Genomic DNA, 22,061 nt, shown 5'->3' on the forward strand with positions numbered 1-22,061 from the left:
CTAATATATTTCGCTACTTAGCTTAGGCATTTAGTTTCAGTATTGGTGAAATGGAAAATAATCAGCAAGGGGTGTTGCATGAGTAATTTTATAATTTTTAGTATTGATGTGTTTGCCAGTTTATTTATTGTAGTATTTGGTTGTTTAGTGTTACTGGTTATTTATTTTTACATTAGTGATGTTACTCAATCAAAACAAGCAATTAGGCGTAATTATCCGGTGATTGGCCGGTTTCGCTATTTTTTTGAACGCCAAGGTGAGTTTTTCCGTCAGTATTTCTTTGCTATGGATCGCGAGGAAATGCCATTTAACCGCGCCGATCGCAGCTGGGTTTATAAAGCGGCTAAAAATGTTGATCGTACTACCGCGTTTGGTTCAACCCAAAGTCTAGAAGTTACCGGTACAGTGATGTTTATGAACTGTGCGTTTCCTACTCTAGATGAAGAGGCGCTTGAGCCAAGTGCTGTTACTCTAGGGCCTTATTGTGCAAATCCATACATTACTAAATCGCTGTTTAACGTTTCGGGAATGAGTTTTGGTGCTTTATCAAAACCAGCAGTGCGTGCGTTATCAAAAGGTGCAAAGCTTGCTGGTTGTTGGATGAACACCGGTGAAGGAGGGTTAAGCCCATATCACTTAGAAGGAGGAGCCGATATTGTATTTCAAATTGGCACCGCTAAATATGGTGTGCGCGATGAGCAAGGTAAATTAAGCCATGAAAAGCTCAAAAAAATAGCCGCCCATGAACAAGTAAAAATGTTTGAAATTAAAATGAGCCAAGGAGCGAAACCAGGTAAAGGCGGTATGCTACCTGGCAAAAAAGTGACTGCTGAAATTGCCGCTATTCGTGGGATCCCTGAAGGCCATGATTCAATTAGTCCAAATGGCCACCCAGAAGTTAAAACCCCTGCCGACTTGCTTGATATGATTGCATCCGTTCGTGAGACCACTGGCAAACCGACCGGTTTTAAAGCGGTGATTGGTGCTTATGCCTGGCTGGAAACGCTATTTGCCGAAATTAATCATCGTGGTATAGAGTCTGCCCCTGATTTTATTACCATCGATAGTGCTGATGGCGGCACCGGTGCTGCACCGCAACCGCTGATGGATTCAGTAGGATTACCGCTAAGAGAAAGTTTACCCTTAGTTGTTAACATGCTTGAAAAGCATGGTCTGCGAGAGCGTATTAAAGTTATTGCATCAGGTAAACTCATTGTGCCGTCAAAAGTTGCTTGGGCATTGGCGCTGGGCGCTGACTTTGTTGTATCAGCTCGTGGCCATATGTTTGCATTAGGGTGTATCCAAGCGTTGCAGTGCAATAAAGATACTTGTCCAACGGGTATTACTACGCATAATGAGCGCCTACAGCGTGGCTTAGATGTTACAGATAAAGCCCAGCGAGTCGCCAACTATAATAAGTATATCCATTACGGTGCGGGTTTAATCGCCCACTCATGCGGGGTATTTAGTGCCCGTGAACTTGGTCGCCAACATGTACGCGTTGTGCAAGAAAACGGCCTGTCAGAGCCGCTTGATAAAATGTATGAGAATTATCAGTAACTTAAAGTGGCTAGGTAATAGGATCTAGGGTTTGATATGAAATTAATAATAAGGCACTTACTAAAGTGCCTTTTGCTATTTTATAAACTTAATTCAACTGGCTGATCAACAAAGAGAAAAACGCTTCTTTGTTATTGCAGGTGTGGGCATTTAGTACTAATTGCTCACCTAGCGCTAAAGTGTGGCGTTGGACATCTAAACGCGCCTGTGCATCTTCAATACCATCAATGTCGGCAACGTGTGCTAAGCCTATGGTGCGGCGTATAAGCTCGGTCCCGCAGTAACCAATCGCATCTTGCAGTACTTGTTGCATAAAATACTCACCATAACCGGCGACTTTTAAATTATTATCTGTGGTTTGCTCTGTAATTAATCTCAGCCACTGTTGCTCAAACAAAGAGTAACTTTCTTGAAGGCAAGTCAGTAAATGGGAGTGGTAGTTACGGCGACTAACAAATTCATTAATACGGGCATTTTGCGCGCAGTAGTTTAGTAATAAGTTGCCGATAAATGAGCCAATATCAAAACCTACAGGGCCAAAAAATCCAAATTCAGGGTCGATCATCTTAGTGGTCGTGTGATCGACAAAAATACTGCCACTGTGCATATCACCATGTAATAGTGTTTGTGGGCACGATAAAAATTTCGCTTTTAGTTTTGCGATTGCTAAATGCAGCGCGGTATTATTTTGCAATTTGCTAACCGTGCTTTGTAGTTCGCTTGGGTAGTTATTGCGTTCATGTTCACGCAGAATATCATTAAAAAATAAGTCTTCAGTAATTTGGCACAATTCGGGGTTAGTGAATTGACTGACTTTGGCTTTTTTATCTTGCGCAGTGAGGTAAAAATCTGAGTTATAAAAACCTGTGTGACTTAAGTAGTGAGCCACATGCTGGCCGAGTAGTGGGAATTGCTCTGCGTTTATTTGTGCGCTACGCAAAATTTGTAAGTGGCCGAGATCCTCTAAAATGGTCAGTGCTTGCTCTGGATTATGATGCAATACTTTTGCCGTGTAGTCAGGACTTAATGCGCCGTGGTTGAGTAAAACCTCAGCTTCAATGCGTGCTCGATCAAGCGTTAATGGCCATGATTCACCCACACAACGGGCATAAGGCAAGGCTTGCTTTAAAATAACGCTATTATTTTGCTTGTCGCTTATTCTAAATACGAGATTTAAATTGCCATCTCCAAACTCATACGCCGATAACGTTTGGTCAGGATCAAACAAATCATATCCATCTTTAGTTACAAGATTTTTAATATAATCAATTGCATGCTGCGCATTAAAAGCAACGTATTCGGCCATGTGCGTACTCTCAGAAAATGATAAACGATAGCATTCTATACCTACAACCGTTTAGATGTCTACACTTCTGGCTTGTGCGATTTAAAAACTACTGTAAAATAGCCGCAGCCAAACGATTATTCAGGATCAACCATGCAAGATCTCATCGCGAGTAGTTTAAAATATCAAAACAATACACTCAGTGTGTTAGACCAATATTTATTGCCGCATCAGCAGGTATGGCATGTGTGTGATGATGTAGCCACTATGAGAGACTTAATCTTAAGCTTAAAAATACGTGGCGCGCCGTTGATTGGCTTAGGAGCGAGCTTGCTGGTAGCCCATTTGGCGGAGCAAGGCAATGCAAAAGCGACCTTAGCTAAGGCTATTGATGATCTAGAAGCCACCCGACCAACCGCAGTTAACTTAATGCATTGCATGGCAAAGTTACGCATTGCGTTGCAACAAGGTGATTTTGTAACGGCAATCGTAACTGCTGCGGTAACTTTGTTTAATGAAGATATCGCCTTGTGCGAAAGCATGGCAAATCATGGCGCAGCACTGGTTAACAGTGGTGATAATATTCTTACCCATTGTAATACAGGAGCGTTAGCGACTGCGGGTATTGGTACTGCTTTGGGGGTTATTTACAAAGCGCAGCAGCAATATGGCGATATTCATGTATGGGTGGATGAAACACGGCCATTGCTACAAGGCGGGCGATTAACCGCGTTTGAGCTCGAGCGCTGGCAAGTACCTTATACTTTGATTTGCGATAATATGGCAGCAAGTTTAATGGCTGCAGGCAAAGTAGATAAAATTTTTGTTGGTGCCGATCGTATCGCCGCCAATGGTGATTTTGCTAACAAAGTAGGCACTTATAATTTAGCGGTGTTGGCGCATTTTCATGATATCCCATTTTATGTAGTTGCCCCACTTACCACGCTCGATGTAAACACAGCATGCGGTGCAGACATTGAAATAGAACAACGTAACAGCGCTGAAGTACGCGGTGTGAGTGGTAGTTTTGGTGAGGCGCTTTGGGCACCGATTAACGCGAATGTTTACAATCCAGCATTTGACGTAACGCCTGCAAAGCTCATTACCGGCTGGGTGTTAGATACTGGCGTTTATAACCAACAACAAGTGTTAGCTGGTCAATTAAAAAGGCTGGTTTAATAGCCTTTTGCAACATACACCCATGCATTAATACCGCTGCTAAATGACTCTGCTACACGAACGTAGTCGTCAACTTCATAGCTGTCTGCATTGGCGAGTTCTTGCTCGGTGATGATAAAAATAGTGCCGGTTACGGTATCTGCTGCAAGGCCAGTTTTAATTAATGCTGGATGAAACCGCTGGCCGCTGCTTTTTAACACAGCGGCGTCGGTGATCTCAACTTCGCCTACTACGTAACCTTGTAGTATATCGGCTTGGCCCTCAAGTAAACGGCCAAAGGTATCAAGTTGGACTTGCTCAAGTTGTAGCGTACCGTACGAGAATAGCTTTTCCATTTAAACACCTTTATTAGTCCAATAACGGAAATTGCTTAGCAATCTCAGACTCGGTACTTTGTGCCACCCAGCCTTCAGTATTATTGAATAAGCGAATCGCGGTGAACTCAGGATCGCTGCCCATATCAAACCAATGTGGGGTCAGCTCAGGAACTGAAATTAAATCACCCTGCTGGCAAAGCACTTGGTATACCTTGTCGTTAATATGTAGGCAAAATAGCCCTTGGCCTTTTACAAAAAAGCGCACTTCGTCTTCGCTATGGGTATGTTCAAATAAAAACTTAGCACGTAACTCGGTGGCATTTGGGTTGCCTTTTGCCAACGAAATAACGTCTACAGTTTGATAGCCGCCTTGTTGTTTTAAGCGCTCAATATCTTTGCTGTAGGCTGCAATAATATCTTCATGGCTGGTATCTGCGTTAATAACTGCGTTTGCTTGCCACTGTTCAAATTGTACATTTACTTTATTCAACTCAGCGGCAATTTGTGCTGCATCTTGGCTATCTAATAATGCATTGCTGGCGTTACAATCGGCAAAAATAGTCAGTTGGCTCATGCTAAATGCTCCGCAGTAAATTGGCTGAAATCGTTAATATAATTATGTGCAGGCGAGTTTGCTTGACCATCACGAATTAAGTGTAGGGTTTTTAAACCAGCGGCTTTAGCGGCATCCAGCTCTGCGGCAACATCACTTAAAAATAACACTTCATGAGCGGCAAAAGGTAATTGTGCAATGATGTTCTCATAAGCGGAGGCTTCTTGTTTAGCGCCTACGTTAGTATCAAAGTAATCAGTAAATAAGGAGCGAATATCACCAAAGTCAGAGTAGTTAAAAATTAAATGCTGGGCTTTTACTGATCCTGAGGAATATACATAAAGTTGCTGGCCAGCTTGTTGCTGCGCCACTAAGAATTGGTAGGCATCTGGGTATAAATGACCAGTAAAATCGCCATTTTCATAGCCAGTTTGCCAAATAAGGCCTTGTAATTGTTTTAATGGGGTGATTTTTTTATCGTCACGGATCCATTCAAGCAAAGTGTTAATTACCACGTCGATATTGGCATTTGGCTGTTCAATAATCGCTCTTACGGCAGTAATTTGCTCTGCTACCGCACTTTGTGTTTGCTGAGCTTTTACAAATTCAGGAAGTTGTTTTGCTGCATAGGGGAAAAGCACCTCTTTAACAAACGAAATACGGGTAATTGTGCCTTCAATATCGGTCAGTAGTGCTTTGATCATGATTCTAATCCTACTAATTTTAAACGTTCTAATTCACATGCAAATAAGAACTCAAGACCTTCTAGTTGGCGGCGAACTTCACCGATTGTACGACCCACAACATACAAACCGTGGCCGCGAATAAGTACGCCATGCTCGATCGGGATATGTAAGTGGTGATCGCTGACTAATAAGCTAAGGCGGTCAATGTCTTGGTCATTATCAAAAATAGGAATGCTTAAAGTGTCTAAATGCGAAGTGATGCCAGTTAATGACTTTTGCATTTCGTAGCCGTGTAAATCTAGGCTGTGGCCTTTAATAACTCGTGATAATACTGTTGCGGCGACAGAATGGGTGTGCAATACATAATTAGCTAAGGGAATTAGTTTATACATGCTTAAATGCAATTCAGTCTCGGCCGATGGTTTGGCTGCACTAGCACTGCGATTACCTGCGTGATCTAGTTCAATAAAGGTATGCGACCCTAATTGGCCTTTGTCAAAACCACTGGCAGTAACGACAAAGCCGGTATTAGTTCGTGCTGAAAAGTTACCACCTGTGGCCGGTACCCAACCACGTTGGCTGATCCACTTTCCTGCTTCTATAAGTTCTGAAATAGCGGTATTGTTATGCATACATTCCTCTAGCTAATTTAGACGGCTATACTTCTGTTAGCAGCAATGATAGCATCGCTTTGGGCGCAAAACCATCATTAAGGGTAACCAGTGTTTGAAAGTAAATTGCCAAATTTAGGCACCAGTATTTTTAGTCAAATGACCGCTTTAGCAAATCAATTTGAAGCCATTAATTTATCGCAGGGTTTTCCTGAGTTTGATGCGCCAGAGTTACTTAAAAAGCAGCTTAATCATTATGTATTAGAAGGGGTTAATCAATACTCCCCTTCATCAGGTGTACCGCGCTTGCAGCAACAAATTGCCCTGCTGGCAAAACGTAAGTATGCAGCGGAGATAGATGCGGCGCAGCAAGTAACCGTCACCTCAGGTGCAACCGAAGCCTTATTTGTAGCCATTCAAGCATTAGTGCGCAAAGGCGATGAAGTTATCGTATTTGACCCCGCCTATGACTCATATCAACCTGCGATAGAACTGGCAGGTGGCAAGTCAATTAATATTGCGTTGCAGGCCCCAAGCTATGCAATTGACTGGCAAACGGTAGCTGCGGCTATTAACAGTAAAACGCGGGCTATTATTATTAATACTCCACACAACCCAAGCGGCAAAACGTTAAAGCAACACGATATAAACGCCCTGAAAGCCTTGGTCTGCAAGCATGGTTTGTATGTAATAAGTGATGAAGTATACGAGCACATTACTTTTGATAACCAGCCACACTTAAGTGTGCTACGTGATGAAGAATTGTTTGCCAAGAGCTTTGTGATCTCAAGCTTTGGCAAGACTTTTCATAGCACTGGTTGGAAAATGGGTTACTGTATTGCCCCAGCAGCACTTACGGTGGAGTTTCGTAAAATTCACCAATATGTGACCTTTTCAAGTTTTACGCCTGCGCAACATGCACTCGCCGATATGCTAGAGCAACAAGGTGAGCATGTAGATGAACTCAGTGCGTTTTATCAACAAAAACGCGATGTGTTGAGTAATGCTCTCAAAGATAGCCGCTTTACTATTTTGCCTAGTGAAGGCACTTACTTTTTACTACTTGATTACAGTGATGTATCAGATCTCAATGATGTAGAATTTTGCCACTGGTTAGTAGAGCAAGCAGGGGTTGCCGCCATTCCATTGAGCGTGTTTTATCAGCAACCAAGCAACGATAAAGTGATTCGCCTTTGTTTTGCTAAAAATGAGGCCACACTATTACAAGCGGCGGAGATTTTATGTCAACTTTAACCATAGCACTGATACAAACATCGCTTTATTGGCTGGATAAAGATGCTAACTTGGCATACTTTAGCAATAAAGTAGCTGATATAGATAAATCAGTTGAACTCATTTTATTGCCAGAAACATTCGCCACAGGGTTCGCTATTAACCTTGATTGCGCAGAGCCCGAAAATGGTGCAGTGCTTAATTGGATGGTTGCGACGGCCAAGTCAACCAATATGGTGATAGCAGGCTCGGTGCTCGTGCAACAAGGTGATAAAAAAGCTAATCGCTTTTATTGGGTGTGGCCCAATGGCGAGGTTAAATTTTACGACAAGCGCCACTTATTTTGCTTAGGTAAAGAAGGCGATTTTGTGAAGGCGGGTGAGCGTCGAGAAGTGTTTACGCTCAATGGGTTTAAAATTTTACCGCAAGTGTGTTACGACTTACGTTTTCCGGTATTCCAGCGTAATCGTAACGACTACGATGTGATGGTGAATATTGCTAACTGGCCTGCCGCACGACGTAAAGTATGGGATACCTTACTGATGGCGCGTGCAATGGAAAACCAATGCTATGTAATTGGTGTTAACCGTATTGGTGATGATGGTAATGGTGTTGCACATAATGGCGGCACAGCCGTGTATGACTTTAAAGGCGATACGCTGGCAGCCGCTACAGATAACAGTGCTGATGTGGTTATGATCACTTTAGACAAACAGCCGCTAGAGCTCTTTAAGCAAAGCTTCCCCGCGCATTTAGATGCCGATGGGTTTCGTTTGCAGGATTAAACCCGTTAACAATCATAGAGGCTATTTAGCCTCTATTTTTCTAATCACTTTACATGGATTTCCCACCGCCACTGAGTTGGCAGGAATGTCTTTGGTTACAACACTGCCTGCGCCAACCACACAGTTATTACCAATACTCACCCCTGGTAATACTGAGACGTTGCCACCAAGCCAAACATCGTTTCCAATAGTTATAGGGCGGCCTGATTCAGTGATGCGTCGCTCAAGAGGGTCTATCGGGTGAGTGGCTGTTGAGATCATCACATTCGGACCAAACATCACGTTACTACCAATAGTCACTTTGCAGACATCTAAAATAGTTAAATTATGGTTGGCATAAAAATTATCGCCCAGCTCAATATTAAAACCATAATCACAGTAAAACATTGGCTCAAGATAGGCTTTACCTTTAAGTTTTAATAACTCGGCAATAAATTTAATTCGTACATGAGGTGTTGTTGGATCTGCTAAATTAAATTGATGGCAGAGTAACTTTGCATGTGTACGTGCTTTTGCGAGTTCTGGATCTGAGGCTATATAAGATAAGCCCAGCTGCATTTTTTCAAGTTCGGTCATGGTGTTAGTCATAGTTTCTAGTGCTTAAATTGAGTTATCTAAGCACACTAGCAAAAAGAAGTGGTAGGGCATAGTTTTCGTTATAAATGACGTATCTACAGAATCACGGTAGATACTACTTGTAGGCGAGTGGCTTACCACCGTGAATGTCATAAAGCTTGGAGAATTTATACTGAGATGCGAGTCAAACGTGGGGATGGGCTTGCTTACGTCCATGTAATCAATCGCGGGAGGCGCTTGCAGCGGCCCAAAATGTTCCAGACATTTGAAAAAATACATCCCTATATTTTGCCCTTCGGGCCGCACTGCGTGCGTTTAACTTTGTTCCTGACAAAGTTTGGTCTCACCTGGTCGAGGGTTCTCACCCTCCTTCATTGGTGTAAAGGTTACGGACATAAAACGATAGGCTTTTTAGACTGGTATTAGTGTCAAACGTGGGGATGGGCTTGCTTACGTCCATGTAATCAATCGCTTCGCGACGCTTGCAGCGGCCCAAAATGTTCCAGACATTTTGTCGAACCCTAGTCGAGGGTTCTCACCCTCCTTCATCGGTGTAAAGGTTACGGACATAAAAAAACCGCAATTAAGCGGTTTAATTTAATAAATGGCGGAGAAGGAGGGATTCGAACCCTCGATAGAGCTACAAACCCTATACTCCCTTAGCAGGGGAGCGCCTTCGGCCACTCGGCCACCTCTCCGGCGCATAAACTGTCATTTTGATGATCGAGTGAACCACCAAAAAGTAATAATGGTGGAGAGATAGGGATTTGAACCCTAGAGGGGCTATAAACCCCTGCCGGTTTTCAAGACCGGTGCATTCGACCACTCTGCCATCTCTCCGTTGGGAAAGAATAATACGCAGGTGATTGGGGTGTGTAAATAGGAAAAAGATCGTTTGCTGTTTTTTTGTTCTAAAAAATGGTTTTTTTTATAAAAAAGGTGTTTTTAGGGAGTTTAAAGAAGGGGTTGCAGCAAACGAGGGAGCTAAATAAGTAGTTTCATTTAGTGGTTGGGTGTTTGCTGCACCGCTAAAGTAATCATGGTTGGGTGATTACTTGTATTGAACTGCGCCGCCAAGAGCTAGCTTTTTGCCGAAACGGTTTAGTCTGGCAAGCATTTTTGCTTTGCGATTGGTCGGTTTTACTGCAACATGGGTAGCTGCACTTTCGTTTAAAGTATTTACTGGGTTCATTACTTTGCTCCGGGTTATGTCTGTTTTGACAACACGGCTATTTTGACTCTAAATTGCACAAAAATAAAACGATAAAAATTAGGGTGGTCGGATAGAAATAACTAATGTGAAGTGCGGTTATTAACTTGCGGTTAAGTTTATTTTATTAGTTCGTTTTGCATGGTTATGAATATTTTAAATGTATTAATTCTTTAAATATAATGACTTTAGTTTATCTTTGATATTTTTTATGCATTACAAAATACAAAAAGTGAGTAAGTATTCAGATTAATTTATTTTTTGAAAAGTCTATTTTTATGTTTTTAAGTGGTCGGGTAGTCAGATGCTAATAATTATTAAACCAAGCACGCAAAAAAAGCATAAAAAAAATTGCGCTTGGTTATTAGATCAATGTCAAAAACGTGGCATTGATTACACTATTTTTTATACAACAGGCCATTTTAGTGATGATTGCCAAAAAATAGCGGTTTTGGCGCAATCACAAAAGCGTGTTGTTGTGCTCGGTGGTGATGGGAGTTTACATTTAGCTGTGAACGCCTTGATGGCATTAAATTGCTCATTAGCGTTATTACCACAGGGAACAGGCAATGATTTTGCCCGTGGCTTTGGCTGTACAAACTTGGCTTGGCGTAATGCTATTTTTAGTGATCACGAAGTAAAAATTGATATTGGGCAAATAAATAACCGTTACTTTATTAATATTGCAGGGGTGGGCTTTGATGCGCATGTCGTACAGGCATTGCAAATCAAGCCTAGATTATCCGCGTTAGGTTATAGCTTTGCAGGTTTTAAACATTTATTGACTTATCAGGGTCAATGGTTAAAGGGGCGTTTTGCTGGGCAGCAATCTCAGTATCATAATTTAATTACGGTATTTGCTAATTATCATTATTTTGGTGGAGGATTGAAAATAGCGCCCAAAGCACAATTAAATAATGGTTATTTAGAGTGCTACAGTATGGCTGCGCGGGGGTTACTAGGTAACTTATATAGCTTTATACGCTTATTACTGCGCAATCACCATGATATGAAAGGGCTTAGTTATCAGCGTTTAACAACGGCGTATATCGATACCCCGGATTTACCAATAGAGGCTGATGGTGAACTGCTTGGGGTAACGCCTGCAACCGTGACAATTTATCCGCAAGCGCTGCGTTTTTGCATACCGCAGCGCTAAACTAATACGTTAGCAATAAAAAAGCGCCTAACAAGTAGGCGCTTTTGGCGTTAGTTACGCTCAAAGCGTACTCTAACTGGGGATGGAGCGTTTATTGGCAAGTGATGCCTTATAAGACTCGATAAACGCTTTAATTCTTTTTGTGGGCGTTAGTACAATAGCGTTACCCACTAGCACCAAACTAAAACCGATAAATGTATTGGCCTGCCAAATAAAACCTTCAAATAATGTGCTTAAAATCACGGCAACCAATGGAAATAACACAATGACATAACTGGCGCGCTCTGGGCCGATATTTTTCAATAACGCAAAGTAACAAGCAAATGCTATTACGGTGCCAAACACCGCTAAATAAACTAATGAATACCAGTAACTAGCAGGGGCAGTGAAGCTCAAGCTAGCATCAGTCATTAATACATAACATAGCAACCCAATCGCACTGTAGAGCATGCCCCAGGCATTGCCTTGCATAACACCAATTTGCTGCTGTGAGTTACGCACACTCACCATATTACCCAATGAAGCCACAAAGGTACCGGCTAAGGCAAGTAGTAAACCGACCAACGCCCCATTACTCAGGTCGAACTGCTGTAATTGTGGCCAAAATAAACTTACGATACCCACAACGCCAATTAATGCGCCGCTGTAAATTCGTTTTGCTATGGGTTTACCAAAGAATAAGCGGGTATTTACTATATTCATTAGCAGTAACATTGAAAATGCGATGGACGCCATGGCAGAGGTTAAATAATTTTGCGCCCAATACAGTACTAAGTAATTTAGGCCAAAGTTACACAACGCCAGTAATACAAAAAAACCGTGATCGCGACGGCTATAATTCATAGGTAACTTTTTAACGCTTACCCAAATCCACATTAATATGGCCGCTAAACTAAAACGATAAAACAGTGATACTTCAACTGCAATATTGCCTAATTGAAATTCGATTGCGAGCCAGGTAGAGCCCCAAATCAAAACTGTTAAAGTATAAAGCGCAATGCTTCTCATGGCCGATCCTAGCGTGTCGATTAAGTGTTTATTTTAATGTGCTTCTGTATACTTAACATATACAGAAAACTAGAAATGCAACCTGTACAGATTTTAACGATTGATAAAACTATTTTGAGAGGCATCAGATGTCGTTAGTAGTAAGTAAAAGTAATCACGATTTTTTATACTTGCAAGTGATGCAGCTGATCCGCGAGCTATCAGAGCAAGGCACTTTACTACCCGGTGAAAAGTTACCTTCGCTGCGTAAAATGGCCGACAAACTCAAAGTCAGTATTCCAACAGTTAAATTGGCTTATCAATCGCTTGAAGCACAGGGATTAGTAGAGGCACGTGAAAAATCAGGTTATTTTTTAAAGTCATCGACTACCCAATTAGCGCGACCAAAGCGTGTAAAACTCAGTCGTGAGCCCGTTGCGGTGAATATGCAAGTGTTGATAGAGCAAGTTTATGATGCAATTCACCAAGCGGGAGTGGTGCCATTTGGCATTGCTAATCCGGTGGCGGCAGCGCCAACCGATAAAATGCTCAGCCGTACAATGCGCCGAGTTATGTCGATTGCCGGCAGTCGTGCCATCAATTATGGGGCAATTGACGGGTTTGCTCCGCTAAAAAAACAATTGATCCATCGCTATTTAGATTTTGGTATTGGAGTTGATCCACAAGAGTTGGTGATCACAAATGGCGCGCAAGAAGCATTGGCTATTGCGCTTAAGTGTGTAGCAAAAGCGGGCGATGTGATTGCCATAGAGTCACCTTGTTATTTTGGCATTATTGAATTGATCGAAAGTTTAGGGCTGAAAGCACTGGAGATCCCGCTATGCCCTGATGATGGGATCTGGCTTGATGATCTCAGCCAAGCTTTGCAAGATCATGATATTAAAGCGTGTGTTTTCTCTACCTCAATTAATAACCCTGTAGGCAGCTTTATGCCAGATCAAAAGCGTAAAGATCTGGTCGCGTTATTAGAGTCTCATAATGTGGTATTGATTGAAGATGATGTTTACGGTGATTTACATTTTACAGCACAACGAGGCACACCTGCGCAAGCTTACTCAACAAAAGGGCTTGTGCTTACTTGTGCATCTTTTTCAAAAACGGCTGCACCGAGCTACCGTGTTGGCTGGTTGATTGCTGGTAAGTTTGCAGCTAAAGCTCGACGCTATAAACGTGCATTAAGCTGCTCTACGTCGTTGATCAATCAGTGGACGTTGTACGAGTTTGTACAAAGCGGCGAATACGAACGCAACCTTAAGTTACTTAAACAGCGTTTACGAAATAATAAAGAAAGGATGATCTGGTGTTTGCAGCGAGCGTTCCCAAGTACTGCGCGGATCAGCGATCCACAAGGTGGCTGCGTGATCTGGATTGATTTAGGCAGCGGGTATGATAGCGTCAAACTGTTTCGGCTAGCGCTCGATAATGGTATCAGTATCACTCCGGGCTATATTTTCTCTGCTACTAATAAATATCGTAGTTGTATTAGGTTAAGCTATGGTTTGCCATGGAGTGAAAAACTTGAACAAGCTATAACAACGCTGGGTGAGCTTGTGCATTTAGCTAAAAAATAAAAAAGCAGCACCTTAAAAAGAGTGCTGCTAAAGGGATATCAAACTTGTAGTTAGTTATTTTTTTTATAACTAAATAATTGGTAATCTTTTAACTCAGGCACTAGTTTAACCAATTGTTGTTCTTGCTCTGCAATTGTCGAAAAGTTACCGCATAACGCGTCAGCACGTTTTTCTAATTGATTCGCTTGTTGCTCAACTTTGGCTTCGATTTCTGCACCCATGTTTTCCATGCGTTGTTCAAAGGCTTGCATATCACCACCTGAGCCCATTAGTTCTGAGCCTACTGCCATCAAAATGCTGCCCATTGACTGCATCATGGCAGATTGCACAGCACTTTCTATTTGCTCATCAAATTGGTTTTCAAAGTTTTCACCAAACTGGTTAAAACTTTGCTGGCCCATTACGAATGTACCTTGCTGATAAAAGGTATTTTCAACTTCCACTTTTATATCAGCCATGAGTTCATTAATGCTATCTAGCCCTTCAATGTTGAATGCATTAGCCACTTCTTCAATGGCGACGCCTGCAATCTGTACACCTTCAAGAGCAATATTCGCAACTTCTGGCAATTGGCTGCGCAAACTATTCGAATACGCCGTGATGGCTTGGCGCTGTTGGCCGTTAAGTGCCACAGTCTGGCCATTTATTTTTAGCTCACCTTGCTCGACAAAGCTCATTGTATTGTTGTCTGCGGTGAAGATTTCTAGCTCATTTGGTTTGATGCGTACGTCATTTTTAAACTCAACGTCGCAAGAATCGCCACTGAAAGAAATATTAGTCTCATTATCAGTGTGTGCCATTGCCCCTGTGGCAATAAATAAAGAACCGATTAATAGTAATTTTTTCATTTTAATATCCTGCTAATTTGTTGATTTTAACGAGTACGTATTTTTTGTATTTAATACTTATCAAGTTTGATGCCAAAAATTTTTAGTGTTTAAAAACAATGTATTAATATATTTTTGGCGATTTTTAGCAGAGTTAAAAAATAACAATAAAGCTATTTTTTAGTCATTTTGACTAACTTTGCCACATTAATAAAATATGTTTATCGTTTCGATAAAAAACTCTCACTTTCCAGAATTAAAATTTAGCGCTATTTATTCACAATATTGACATGACACCATTTTAAGATTGGGTTGTGGCTTTATTTTGGTGCATTTTCGAGCTATGAAATTGTGCTGAACACTTTTAATTTCACCAATGACAGTGATAAAAATCCTTAATTGGTCTCAAACACTTTATGGAGTGGGTTGTGGGTAAGACATTTAGTTACGATGCGCTAGATGACGATTTTGTTGAAGACGAGTACGAAATGGTTGGGCGTAATCAACACGACAAGAATAAGCAAAAGGTTAAGAAAAAGTTGGAAGACTACCTTGAGCAAAAACGCTTGCGTAAAAATTTGGGCGATGATGACTTAGATGAGTATTTAAAAGACTAAGTGATAATTTAGATAAAGAGGCAACTTGCCTCTTTATTGCTTTTAGCTACTCACAGGGTTGCTTTTAAGGGCTTTGATAATTGCGCCTTCGATTTGCTGCGGCTTGGTAAATGGTGCAAAGCGTTTAATGGCTTCACCGTCACGGCCGACTAAAAACTTGGTGAAATTCCACTTTATTTTACGGGTTAAAAACCCCGGTAATGCAGACTTTAAATGTCTAAATACAGGGTGGGCATGCTCGCCATTGACATCAACTTTGCTCATCATCACAAAATCTACACCGTAATTAATTAAGCACCCTTGCTCAATATCTTTGGCACTGCCAGGCTCTTGCTTGCCAAATTGATTACACGGAAAACCAATAATTACTAACCCTTGCTCGGCGTATTTTTCATGTAATTGCTGTAAGCCTTCATATTGTGGCGTGAAACCACATTTACTTGCTGTATTGACAATTAATACGACTTTGCCTGTGAAGTCTGAAAAATCAATGGGCTGCCCCTGAAGGTTACTGGCTGAAAGTTGGTGAAAGTCGTTCATGTTAATCACTTATTATTGTTGTTTGTTAAATTCTATCCTGAGTTGGCGTAGACTTAAAGCTTAAACTTTAGTCATTAAATTGCGCAAGCAAGTGCTCGATCAGTAATCGTACTCTATAAGGCATTAAGTCTTTACGAGGATAGACCAGCCACGAAGCGTTGTCTGTTACTTGGAATTCATCAAGTAAGGTAATTAATTGCCCTTGTTGAACATACTCATCAACAATGTCAGTGGCTAGATGGGCAATCCCTAAGCCTGCTAGTGTTGCGCTAAGCAGTGCGCGAGGATGATTGCTGCGCCAATTGCCCGCAACTTTTACTTCTTTTATTTCATTATTAAAATTAAAACGCCAACGTTTACCCATCGCGATTAAGCAATTATGCTCTGCTAATTGATGTGGCGTAGTTGGGGTTGAGTGATTGGCTAAATACTCTGGGCTGGCAACGAGCGTCATTATGCGAGGGCTAAGTGGTCGTGCAATTAAGTTGGAGTCTTGCATACGACCAAAGCGAATTGCTAAATCAAAGCCTTCTTCGACTAAATCGACATTGCGATTATTAAAGTCCATATCTACTTCAACCTCAGGGTAGCGTTTTACAAACTCTACAATCTTAGGGGCAACATGGCAGGCAACAAACTCGCCAGCGCCAGAGATTCGAATTAAGCCTTTGGGTTTGCGCTGCTCGCCTTGCAGTTGATTATTGGCGTCGATTAACTCTTGCTTGATTGCTTTGAGTTTTACGGCGTATTCGCGGCCAGTATCGGTAAGGCTTATTTTTCGCGTGGTACGTTGAAATAATACTGAACCTAAGCGGTTTTCAAGCTGTTGCACTTGGCGACTAATATGGGATGTGGATACTTCCATGGCTTTTGCCGCTTGGGTAAAGCTGCCATGTTCAACTACATGCAAAAATTCATCGAGGCCTTGCCACATTTTTAGTTCTCAAAAAGTTAAGTAATACTCGTTTATAGCATCTATTGTTGCAGCTGTGCAAAAGTGATTCTCCGATCTTGCTCTTTTAATAAATCATTAAACCCCTACAATTATTAAGTCACCTAATTTGGCTCATGAGAGCAAACTGTCAAGCAATGGAGCAAGCATGTTAAATTTTAGTTTTGCAAACCCAACCAAAATTCATTTCGGCGAACAACAAATCGCTTTAATTAAAAATGAGATCCCAGCAGACGCAAAAGTACTGGTTACTTATGGCGGCGGTAGTATTAAAAGTAATGGCGTTTATGATCAAGTTGTTGATGCGTTAAGTGAGCATACGTGGTTTGAGTTTGCCGGTATTGAGCCTAACCCAAGTTATCAAACATGTATGAAAGCCGTTGCTTTAGTAAAAGAAAAACAGATTGATTACATTCTTGCTGTGGGAGGCGGTTCAGTCGCTGATGGCAGTAAGTTTATCGCTGCGGCGGCAAATTATGATGGTGAGCCATGGGATATTTTATCAAAAGGTGGCGAGATTAAATCTGCTATTGCGCTTGGTGTGGTATTAACCTTACCTGCAACCGGTTCTGAGTCAAACGGTAATAGTGTTGTTTCAAACCTGGATACTCATGAAAAACTTGCCTTTGCCAGCCCACTGGTATTGCCAAAGTTTGCAGTGCTTGATCCTGCAGTGACTTTTTCATTACCGAACCGCCAAGTGGCGAACGGCATTGTTGATGCATTTGTGCATACTATGGAGCAGTATTTAACTTATGATGTAGGTGCTAAACTGCAAGATCGTTTCGCTGAAGGTATTTTAATGACCTTAATTGAAGAGGGTCCTAAAGCGTTCAGTGAGCCTGACAACTATCAAGTACGTGCAAACATTATGTGGTCAGCAACGATGGCGCTCAATGGTTTAATTGGTGCAGGAGTACCGCAAGATTGGGCTACTCATATGATAGGCCATGAAATGACCGCGATGTATGGTCTTGACCACGCGCAAACGTTAGCGATTGTTTTACCACGTATGATGGCTGAGCAAAAAGAAACTAAGCGCGGCAAAATCTTACAGTACGCAGAGCGCGTATTAGGATTAGATATTAGTGATGAAGATGCAGCAATTGAACAAGCAATTACTGCCACTGAAGCGTTTTTCCACAGTGTGAATATGCCAACTCGTTTAAGTGATTATCAGTTAGGCGAAGAAGTTGCTGATAAAATTGTTCAGCAACTTGAGCGCCATGGTATGACCGCTATAGGCGAGCGCGGTCAGGTTACACTAGATAAAAGCCGCGCTATTTTATTAGCTAGCGTTTAGCTAGTTAAGTATTAAAAATAGGCCCATACCGACCAGTGTTGTGTAGTAAATATTGTGTGTCTTGTAGGCGACAATAATTGCAGCCACTGCAGCGCTGAGGTATGGGTTTTGCCAATCTAAATTTACCCCCTCGTCTGTCACAAATACAATCGGCACCCAAATCGCGGTTAAAACTGCGGGAGCACTAAAGCTTAAAAACTGCTGCATTTTTGGACCAACTTTAAACGGTAGAGCGCGGTGCAAAAATAAATAGCGGGTAAAAAAGGTGATACAGGCCATAAGTAAAATAGTGGTCATCATAGGTTGTGCTCCGCCTTATTTTTTATGCGGCTAATAACATAGCCCACGGTCATCGCAGTTAATGCTGCGGTTACCAGCCATAATTCAAAGCCTTGGCTTTTAAGTAGCGTTGCCATCACTCCCGCGGTGATGACCGTTGCTAATGTGGCAAGGTTTTTAATGCCTGGGATCACTAAAGCAATAAAAGTTGCGGCGATAGCGAAGTCGAGGCCAAGATTAGTTAAATCCGGTAGTAAACTGCCCGCCACGATGCCAATTAAAGTCCATAAATTCCATGCGATATAAAAGCTAAATCCAGCACTGAGGGCATAAACTAATCGCAGTTTAGTGCGATACGCTTTGCGGTGATGTGAAAACGCAAATAACTCGTCGGTCAGTACAAAGCTGACCGGTAACCGCCAGCGCATAGGCTGATCAATCACTTTGTGACGCACAGCTAAACCATATAGAAAGTGCCGTGAGCTAATAATAAAAGTGGTAAATAAAATGGTCAGTAATGGTGTGTTGCCTGCTATTAGTTCAATGGCAACGAGCTGCGCTGAGCCGGCAAATACCAGTAATGACATCGCTTGGGTTTCAACAGCAGTGAAGCCATTTTGAATTGCCAAAGAACCACATAATATCCCCCACGGGATCACCGCTAAACACAGCGGTAGCATATCTAAGAACCCTTTTAATAACGCCTTTCTCACTGTTTTCCCCTTTATTGCTCTAAGCTGATTTAGTTTTGCTGCTTGTTAATGTTGAACTGGTTATAGATTGCAATAATAACGTTAGTTGATGTTTGCAGGTGCACTTTTGTTAGGACTAAAGAGATTGCGATACTGACCCGGTGTTATGCCAAGCCGAGATTTAAAGTGATGGTGTAAATGGCTTTGATCATGAAAGCCACATTCGTTAGCCGTTTGGCTAACGTTTAAGCCATGTTTTAATAATGTTTTTGCCCGCAATATACGACGCTGTATTTGATATGCGTGCGGGGTTGAGCCATATTGTTTTTTATATTGGCGAATAAAATGAAATGGGCTCATATGGCTAAGTGCAGCTAGTCGCTCTAGGCTAATTTCTTCACAACAAAAAGCATCAAGGTATTGTTGCGCATGTGCAAGGTTTGCTTTGGCTTTTAGTTGTTTTAATTGTCGGCAGTCTTGTTTAAACGACAGCATTAACTGAGTCATCACACTATAAAATAAGCTTTCTGTGTGCAGTTGGTTATTACCATTGCTGGTTAAGCCGTTTAATAATTGGTTTAACTGATGGGTTAAAGCTTGATTGCTATAAACAGCACTATCAAAATACGGTGCGCCACAGCGGATCCCGTTTAGCTCTTGGGAGAGTGCAGAAAATTGCTCTGGGCGAGGGTACATGGCACGATACGCCCAACCCGATTCAGTGGCTGTTTGGCCGTTATGAATTTGATCTGCATTGACTAAAATAATACTATTTTTCGGTGCTATATGATTACTACCGCTACGATAAAATTTTTGTGCCCCACAATCAATCAAGCCAATGGTATAGCCTTCATGACTATGACGAGAAAAATTTTGATGCGTAAAGCTTGCCTGTAAAGCCTCTAACCCTCCTAATTTTTCATGGTAAAAAAAAGTTGATTGTTCATCTTTCATTAGCACCACTTTTGTTATTTTAAGTTAATTCAGATTGAGTATATCTAAACTGATATACAAAGCTTGTAAAAAATTGCTCGTTGTTGGCGGCATAATAAACTGCTGTTCGACGAGTTCAATAGGTGGATAAAGTTGTCTGTGGCATTATTACGTAAGAGACACATTTTAGGGGGATAATTTCGATGGATCAGCAAGTTTTGCAGAAAATTACAGTATGGGACGGGTTTATCCGCAGTTTCCATTGGTTATTAGTGATTGCTATTACAACGCTCTATTTTAGTGCTGAAGAAGGCATGATGGAATTGCACTTTGTCGTTGGGTATTTCACATTAGCCTTGCTGTTAACTCGGCTTATTTGGGGAGTAGTAGGTAGCCAAACGGCTAAATTGAGCGCTCTACTTCATTCACCTATTGCTGCACTAAAATCATTTAAGCAAACAGATAATAAACCTGGGCACGGTGCTGCGGGCAGTTATATGGTGTTAGCATTTTTTGCTTTATTGCTAACTCAACTGGTTAGTGGTTTGATGACCACTGACGATATTTTAACAGATGGACCCCTGGTGCAATATGCATCAAGCCAAGTAGTTGAGTGGGCAGGATGGGTTCATCATAACAACTTTGACCTGCTGTTTTATGCGATTATTCTACACGTCGTGGCGATTGTTATTTACCGTCTAAAAGGTAAAAAGCTCGTCAAAGCTATGGTGACCGGTTACGCCGATAAAGAGGATTATGGCAGTGACGTTAGGGTAACTAAATCACCTTGGCTGGCGGTTGTTATTTTTGTGCTGTTGTTAGCTGGTTTAATGATGACATGGGGCGCAGAGCCGCTAAGTTATCTGTTTGGTTAATATAAAAAGTAAATCAAAAACGGCGCTAGTTAGCGCCGTTTTAGTGTGAAAATCTGCTAGAGATTAATCTTTAAATGATGAATGGCAATCTTTACAACCTTTAGCCCATGGGCCAAATGCTTTTGCGATTACTTTTTTATCGCCGGTTTGTGCAGCAACCGCAAGCTCGTCAGCGTATTGCTGGAAAGCGACCGCTTTTTTCATGAACGTTTCGTTATCACTCCAAATGGCAGGCAACGCAGATGTATCACCCTTGTCAGAGCCTTCAACAAACGCTTCCCATGGCATTTTCGCTAATGCAGCAGCATTATTTGCGCGGTGTTTAAAGCGTTCAGCATCAAAAGGCACTTTGCCTTTTAACATATCGCCCATATCGCCAATTTGTACGCGGATCATTGAAAACGCAGCTTGACGATATTCAATTGCATCACTTGGCTTTTCAAATGCTGTATTGGCAGTTGCACCAAACGTCAGTGCACTCAGTGTTGCACCTAAAAGTAATTGCTTTAATTTCATTCCTTTTGCCCCTTATTAGTCATTCATTGCTTGAATAGCTGCTGTTGTATATCAGCACGTTCGATTATTCAAGTTTATTGCGGTTAAACTGAACTGCTATTGAATTCAGTAACAAAGATTGTACTTAGTCATTGATATCAATATCGGCAAATATCATTCCTCTGCGCATACTGCGGGTTGCTAAGAATACTTCACCAAGCAAAGACATAAAGGCACAAATAAGCAATGCCATTGCGCCTACGAAGCAGATGCCAATTGTAACACCTAAATTAATAGATTGAATATGCGATAAAAACAGTAGCATGACCACGGCACACACAAGCACGGCACTTAATACACTTAAGCTAAAGGCGATATGAATACAGCGAGAGCGTTTCAACAATGCTCGCAGCTCGGTAGTTAACGATGAATTAAATTCTTCATCGGTGCTGACTTTTAATTTTCGCTCAAGCTGCCTAGCTCGATCCGTGATGCGCGCTAAACGATTAGAAAGCACCCCGAGTGTAGCAGCGATGCCGGTAATTAAAAAAACGGGCGCAACAGCTGTTTGAATTACTTTGGCCATTGTTAGAATATTTATAACATCGGAGTTCATTGGTTCCCTTTTAGGTGTTTTCGGTTACGTTTGTTTACAATGATTTACATTTTGTGGTTTTAAATTTTAACTATATTTTACAATGTCTTGCTCTGTATTCTAGATGATTGCAGCTGATGTATGTAATTTGTATGTAATCGAATTGTTGTTATTTTTGGTTGCGAAGTTCTATATTAGACCCTCACTTAATTTCTAAACA

At 41.5% G+C, this 22,061-nt stretch carries 25 protein-coding genes and 2 tRNA genes; 9 read left to right on the forward strand and 18 right to left on the reverse strand.

Annotated features, from left to right (window positions below):
• Positions 1-78 precede the first annotated feature (78 nt).
• Positions 79-1,560, forward strand: a complete 1,482-nt coding sequence (locus V7783_RS06555) for an FMN-binding glutamate synthase family protein (RefSeq protein ID WP_335678045.1) — start codon at positions 79-81, stop codon at positions 1,558-1,560.
• A gap of 88 nt (positions 1,561-1,648) precedes the next feature.
• Here V7783_RS06555 and mtnK read toward each other — a convergent pair whose 3' ends face one another.
• Positions 1,649-2,866: an S-methyl-5-thioribose kinase gene (mtnK, locus tag V7783_RS06560; RefSeq protein ID WP_335678046.1), complete on the reverse strand. Its 1,218-nt coding sequence runs from the start codon at positions 2,864-2,866 to the stop codon at positions 1,649-1,651.
• A gap of 132 nt (positions 2,867-2,998) precedes the next feature.
• Here mtnK and mtnA point away from each other — a divergent pair, with 132 nt between their 5' ends.
• A complete protein-coding gene (mtnA, locus tag V7783_RS06565) occupies positions 2,999-4,024 on the forward strand; it encodes an S-methyl-5-thioribose-1-phosphate isomerase (protein ID WP_335678047.1) in 1,026 nt (341 codons plus the stop codon).
• Here the strand turns inward: mtnA and V7783_RS06570 are convergent.
• From V7783_RS06570 to V7783_RS06585, 4 genes are read right to left on the reverse strand one after another with little or no spacing between them, the layout of a single operon-like run.
• Positions 4,021-4,359 carry a gamma-glutamylcyclotransferase family protein gene (locus V7783_RS06570; RefSeq protein ID WP_335678048.1) on the reverse strand — a complete coding sequence of 113 codons (339 nt, stop codon included), beginning with the start codon at positions 4,357-4,359 and terminating at the stop codon, positions 4,021-4,023. The two genes, mtnA and V7783_RS06570, sit on opposite strands and share 4 nt — an antisense overlap.
• A 13-nt stretch (positions 4,360-4,372) precedes the next feature.
• Positions 4,373-4,915 carry a 1,2-dihydroxy-3-keto-5-methylthiopentene dioxygenase gene (locus V7783_RS06575; protein ID WP_335678049.1) on the reverse strand — a complete coding sequence of 181 codons (543 nt, stop codon included), beginning with the start codon at positions 4,913-4,915 and terminating at the stop codon, positions 4,373-4,375.
• Positions 4,912-5,598 (reverse strand): acireductone synthase, encoded by a 687-nt coding sequence (gene mtnC, locus V7783_RS06580; protein WP_335678050.1) that lies wholly within the window; start codon positions 5,596-5,598, stop codon positions 4,912-4,914. The genes V7783_RS06575 and mtnC overlap by 4 nt, the downstream gene beginning before the upstream one ends.
• A complete protein-coding gene (locus tag V7783_RS06585; RefSeq protein ID WP_335678051.1) occupies positions 5,595-6,212 on the reverse strand; it encodes a methylthioribulose 1-phosphate dehydratase in 618 nt (205 codons plus the stop codon). Before V7783_RS06585 ends, mtnC begins: the two co-directional genes overlap by 4 nt.
• Before the next feature lie 90 nt (positions 6,213-6,302).
• On the opposite strand from V7783_RS06585, the gene V7783_RS06590 reads away from it, so the two are divergent.
• Together V7783_RS06590 and V7783_RS06595 are read left to right on the forward strand one after the other, a co-directional pair.
• On the forward strand, positions 6,303-7,445 hold the full coding sequence (locus V7783_RS06590) for a methionine aminotransferase (protein WP_335678052.1): 1,143 nt from the start codon (positions 6,303-6,305) through the stop codon (positions 7,443-7,445).
• Positions 7,433-8,209, forward strand: coding sequence for an amidohydrolase (locus tag V7783_RS06595; protein WP_335678053.1), 777 nt, complete (start codon positions 7,433-7,435; stop codon positions 8,207-8,209). Before V7783_RS06590 ends, V7783_RS06595 begins: the two co-directional genes overlap by 13 nt.
• 21 nt (positions 8,210-8,230) lie before the next feature.
• On the opposite strand, the gene V7783_RS06600 is transcribed toward V7783_RS06595, so the two are convergent.
• The 4 genes from V7783_RS06600 to V7783_RS06615 form a co-directional block, all read right to left on the reverse strand.
• Positions 8,231-8,797 carry a sugar O-acetyltransferase gene (locus tag V7783_RS06600; protein WP_442961347.1) on the reverse strand — a complete coding sequence of 189 codons (567 nt, stop codon included), beginning with the start codon at positions 8,795-8,797 and terminating at the stop codon, positions 8,231-8,233.
• 593 nt (positions 8,798-9,390) lie between these two features.
• Positions 9,391-9,483: transfer RNA gene (locus V7783_RS06605), tRNA-Ser, on the reverse strand.
• Between the two features lie 51 nt (positions 9,484-9,534).
• Positions 9,535-9,625: transfer RNA gene (locus V7783_RS06610), tRNA-Ser, on the reverse strand.
• Positions 9,626-9,836: 211 nt separating this feature from the next.
• A complete protein-coding gene (locus tag V7783_RS06615) occupies positions 9,837-9,977 on the reverse strand; it encodes a hypothetical protein (RefSeq protein ID WP_167542975.1) in 141 nt (46 codons plus the stop codon).
• Between the two features lie 322 nt (positions 9,978-10,299).
• On the opposite strand from V7783_RS06615, the gene V7783_RS06620 reads away from it, so the two are divergent.
• Positions 10,300-11,154 (forward strand): diacylglycerol/lipid kinase family protein, encoded by an 855-nt coding sequence (locus V7783_RS06620; RefSeq protein ID WP_335678054.1) that lies wholly within the window; start codon positions 10,300-10,302, stop codon positions 11,152-11,154.
• A 72-nt stretch (positions 11,155-11,226) separates the two neighbouring features.
• Here the strand turns inward: V7783_RS06620 and V7783_RS06625 are convergent, their stop codons facing one another.
• Positions 11,227-12,162 (reverse strand): DMT family transporter, encoded by a 936-nt coding sequence (locus tag V7783_RS06625; RefSeq protein WP_335678055.1) that lies wholly within the window; start codon positions 12,160-12,162, stop codon positions 11,227-11,229.
• Positions 12,163-12,290: 128 nt separating this feature from the next.
• Between V7783_RS06625 and V7783_RS06630 the strand changes: the two genes are divergently transcribed.
• Positions 12,291-13,733, forward strand: coding sequence for an aminotransferase-like domain-containing protein (locus V7783_RS06630; protein WP_335678056.1), 1,443 nt, complete (start codon positions 12,291-12,293; stop codon positions 13,731-13,733).
• A 50-nt stretch (positions 13,734-13,783) separates the two neighbouring features.
• Here V7783_RS06630 and V7783_RS06635 read toward each other — a convergent pair whose 3' ends face one another.
• Positions 13,784-14,581, reverse strand: coding sequence for a YggN family protein (locus tag V7783_RS06635; RefSeq protein ID WP_335678057.1), 798 nt, complete (start codon positions 14,579-14,581; stop codon positions 13,784-13,786).
• 407 nt (positions 14,582-14,988) lie between these two features.
• Here V7783_RS06635 and V7783_RS06640 point away from each other — a divergent pair, with 407 nt between their 5' ends.
• Positions 14,989-15,177, forward strand: a complete 189-nt coding sequence (locus tag V7783_RS06640; RefSeq protein ID WP_335678058.1) for a PA3496 family putative envelope integrity protein — start codon at positions 14,989-14,991, stop codon at positions 15,175-15,177.
• A 42-nt stretch (positions 15,178-15,219) separates the two neighbouring features.
• On the opposite strand, the gene V7783_RS06645 is transcribed toward V7783_RS06640, so the two are convergent.
• Together V7783_RS06645 and V7783_RS06650 are read right to left on the reverse strand one after the other, a co-directional pair.
• Positions 15,220-15,717, reverse strand: coding sequence for a glutathione peroxidase (locus V7783_RS06645; protein WP_335678059.1), 498 nt, complete (start codon positions 15,715-15,717; stop codon positions 15,220-15,222).
• A 67-nt stretch (positions 15,718-15,784) separates the two neighbouring features.
• Complete coding sequence (locus tag V7783_RS06650; RefSeq protein WP_335678060.1) at positions 15,785-16,651, reverse strand: LysR family transcriptional regulator; 867 nt, start codon at positions 16,649-16,651, stop codon at positions 15,785-15,787.
• 166 nt (positions 16,652-16,817) lie between these two features.
• Here V7783_RS06650 and V7783_RS06655 point away from each other — a divergent pair, with 166 nt between their 5' ends.
• Positions 16,818-17,972, forward strand: coding sequence for an iron-containing alcohol dehydrogenase (locus V7783_RS06655; protein ID WP_335678061.1), 1,155 nt, complete (start codon positions 16,818-16,820; stop codon positions 17,970-17,972).
• Here the strand turns inward: V7783_RS06655 and V7783_RS06660 are convergent, their stop codons facing one another.
• From V7783_RS06660 to V7783_RS06670, 3 genes are all read right to left on the reverse strand, one after another.
• Positions 17,973-18,272 (reverse strand): AzlD domain-containing protein, encoded by a 300-nt coding sequence (locus tag V7783_RS06660; RefSeq protein ID WP_335678062.1) that lies wholly within the window; start codon positions 18,270-18,272, stop codon positions 17,973-17,975.
• Positions 18,269-18,931, reverse strand: coding sequence for an AzlC family ABC transporter permease (locus tag V7783_RS06665; protein WP_335678110.1), 663 nt, complete (start codon positions 18,929-18,931; stop codon positions 18,269-18,271). The genes V7783_RS06660 and V7783_RS06665 overlap by 4 nt, the downstream gene beginning before the upstream one ends.
• A 114-nt stretch (positions 18,932-19,045) precedes the next feature.
• Entirely contained in the window at positions 19,046-19,897 is an 852-nt protein-coding gene (locus tag V7783_RS06670) for an AraC family transcriptional regulator (RefSeq protein WP_335678063.1), read from the reverse strand.
• A gap of 197 nt (positions 19,898-20,094) precedes the next feature.
• On the opposite strand from V7783_RS06670, the gene V7783_RS06675 reads away from it, so the two are divergent.
• A complete protein-coding gene (locus V7783_RS06675) occupies positions 20,095-20,751 on the forward strand; it encodes a cytochrome b/b6 domain-containing protein (RefSeq protein WP_335678111.1) in 657 nt (218 codons plus the stop codon).
• Between the two features lie 63 nt (positions 20,752-20,814).
• Here V7783_RS06675 and V7783_RS06680 read toward each other — a convergent pair whose 3' ends face one another.
• A complete protein-coding gene (locus tag V7783_RS06680; RefSeq protein WP_335678064.1) occupies positions 20,815-21,267 on the reverse strand; it encodes a c-type cytochrome in 453 nt (150 codons plus the stop codon).
• A gap of 124 nt (positions 21,268-21,391) precedes the next feature.
• Positions 21,392-21,862, reverse strand: a complete 471-nt coding sequence (locus V7783_RS06685; RefSeq protein WP_064666812.1) for a DUF2721 domain-containing protein — start codon at positions 21,860-21,862, stop codon at positions 21,392-21,394.
• Between the last annotated feature and the right edge of the window lie 199 nt (positions 21,863-22,061).

Source organism: Pseudoalteromonas sp. (assembly GCF_036960685.1).
Classification (GTDB): Bacteria; Pseudomonadota; Gammaproteobacteria; order Enterobacterales; family Alteromonadaceae; genus Pseudoalteromonas.

What these genes read in the sequence shown, in the direction of transcription:
- V7783_RS06555 (WP_335678045.1), top strand. Translation starts at nt 79, where the DNA reads ATGAGTAATTTTATAATTTTTAGTATTGATGTGTTTGCCAGTTTATTT.
- mtnK (WP_335678046.1), bottom strand. Translation starts at nt 2,866, where the DNA reads ATGGCCGAATACGTTGCTTTTAATGCGCAGCATGCAATTGATTATATT.
- mtnA (WP_335678047.1), top strand. Translation starts at nt 2,999, where the DNA reads ATGCAAGATCTCATCGCGAGTAGTTTAAAATATCAAAACAATACACTC.
- V7783_RS06570 (WP_335678048.1), bottom strand. Translation starts at nt 4,359, where the DNA reads ATGGAAAAGCTATTCTCGTACGGTACGCTACAACTTGAGCAAGTCCAA.
- V7783_RS06575 (WP_335678049.1), bottom strand. Translation starts at nt 4,915, where the DNA reads ATGAGCCAACTGACTATTTTTGCCGATTGTAACGCCAGCAATGCATTA.
- mtnC (WP_335678050.1), bottom strand. Translation starts at nt 5,598, where the DNA reads ATGATCAAAGCACTACTGACCGATATTGAAGGCACAATTACCCGTATT.
- V7783_RS06585 (WP_335678051.1), bottom strand. Translation starts at nt 6,212, where the DNA reads ATGCATAACAATACCGCTATTTCAGAACTTATAGAAGCAGGAAAGTGG.
- V7783_RS06595 (WP_335678053.1), top strand. Translation starts at nt 7,433, where the DNA reads ATGTCAACTTTAACCATAGCACTGATACAAACATCGCTTTATTGGCTG.
- V7783_RS06600 (WP_442961347.1), bottom strand. Translation starts at nt 8,797, where the DNA reads ATGACTAACACCATGACCGAACTTGAAAAAATGCAGCTGGGCTTATCT.
- V7783_RS06615 (WP_167542975.1), bottom strand. Translation starts at nt 9,977, where the DNA reads ATGAACCCAGTAAATACTTTAAACGAAAGTGCAGCTACCCATGTTGCA.
- V7783_RS06620 (WP_335678054.1), top strand. Translation starts at nt 10,300, where the DNA reads ATGCTAATAATTATTAAACCAAGCACGCAAAAAAAGCATAAAAAAAAT.
- V7783_RS06625 (WP_335678055.1), bottom strand. Translation starts at nt 12,162, where the DNA reads ATGAGAAGCATTGCGCTTTATACTTTAACAGTTTTGATTTGGGGCTCT.
- V7783_RS06630 (WP_335678056.1), top strand. Translation starts at nt 12,291, where the DNA reads ATGTCGTTAGTAGTAAGTAAAAGTAATCACGATTTTTTATACTTGCAA.
- V7783_RS06635 (WP_335678057.1), bottom strand. Translation starts at nt 14,581, where the DNA reads ATGAAAAAATTACTATTAATCGGTTCTTTATTTATTGCCACAGGGGCA.
- V7783_RS06645 (WP_335678059.1), bottom strand. Translation starts at nt 15,717, where the DNA reads ATGAACGACTTTCACCAACTTTCAGCCAGTAACCTTCAGGGGCAGCCC.
- V7783_RS06650 (WP_335678060.1), bottom strand. Translation starts at nt 16,651, where the DNA reads ATGTGGCAAGGCCTCGATGAATTTTTGCATGTAGTTGAACATGGCAGC.
- V7783_RS06655 (WP_335678061.1), top strand. Translation starts at nt 16,818, where the DNA reads ATGTTAAATTTTAGTTTTGCAAACCCAACCAAAATTCATTTCGGCGAA.
- V7783_RS06660 (WP_335678062.1), bottom strand. Translation starts at nt 18,272, where the DNA reads ATGATGACCACTATTTTACTTATGGCCTGTATCACCTTTTTTACCCGC.
- V7783_RS06665 (WP_335678110.1), bottom strand. Translation starts at nt 18,931, where the DNA reads ATGCTACCGCTGTGTTTAGCGGTGATCCCGTGGGGGATATTATGTGGT.
- V7783_RS06670 (WP_335678063.1), bottom strand. Translation starts at nt 19,897, where the DNA reads ATGAAAGATGAACAATCAACTTTTTTTTACCATGAAAAATTAGGAGGG.
- V7783_RS06680 (WP_335678064.1), bottom strand. Translation starts at nt 21,267, where the DNA reads ATGAAATTAAAGCAATTACTTTTAGGTGCAACACTGAGTGCACTGACG.
- V7783_RS06685 (WP_064666812.1), bottom strand. Translation starts at nt 21,862, where the DNA reads ATGAACTCCGATGTTATAAATATTCTAACAATGGCCAAAGTAATTCAA.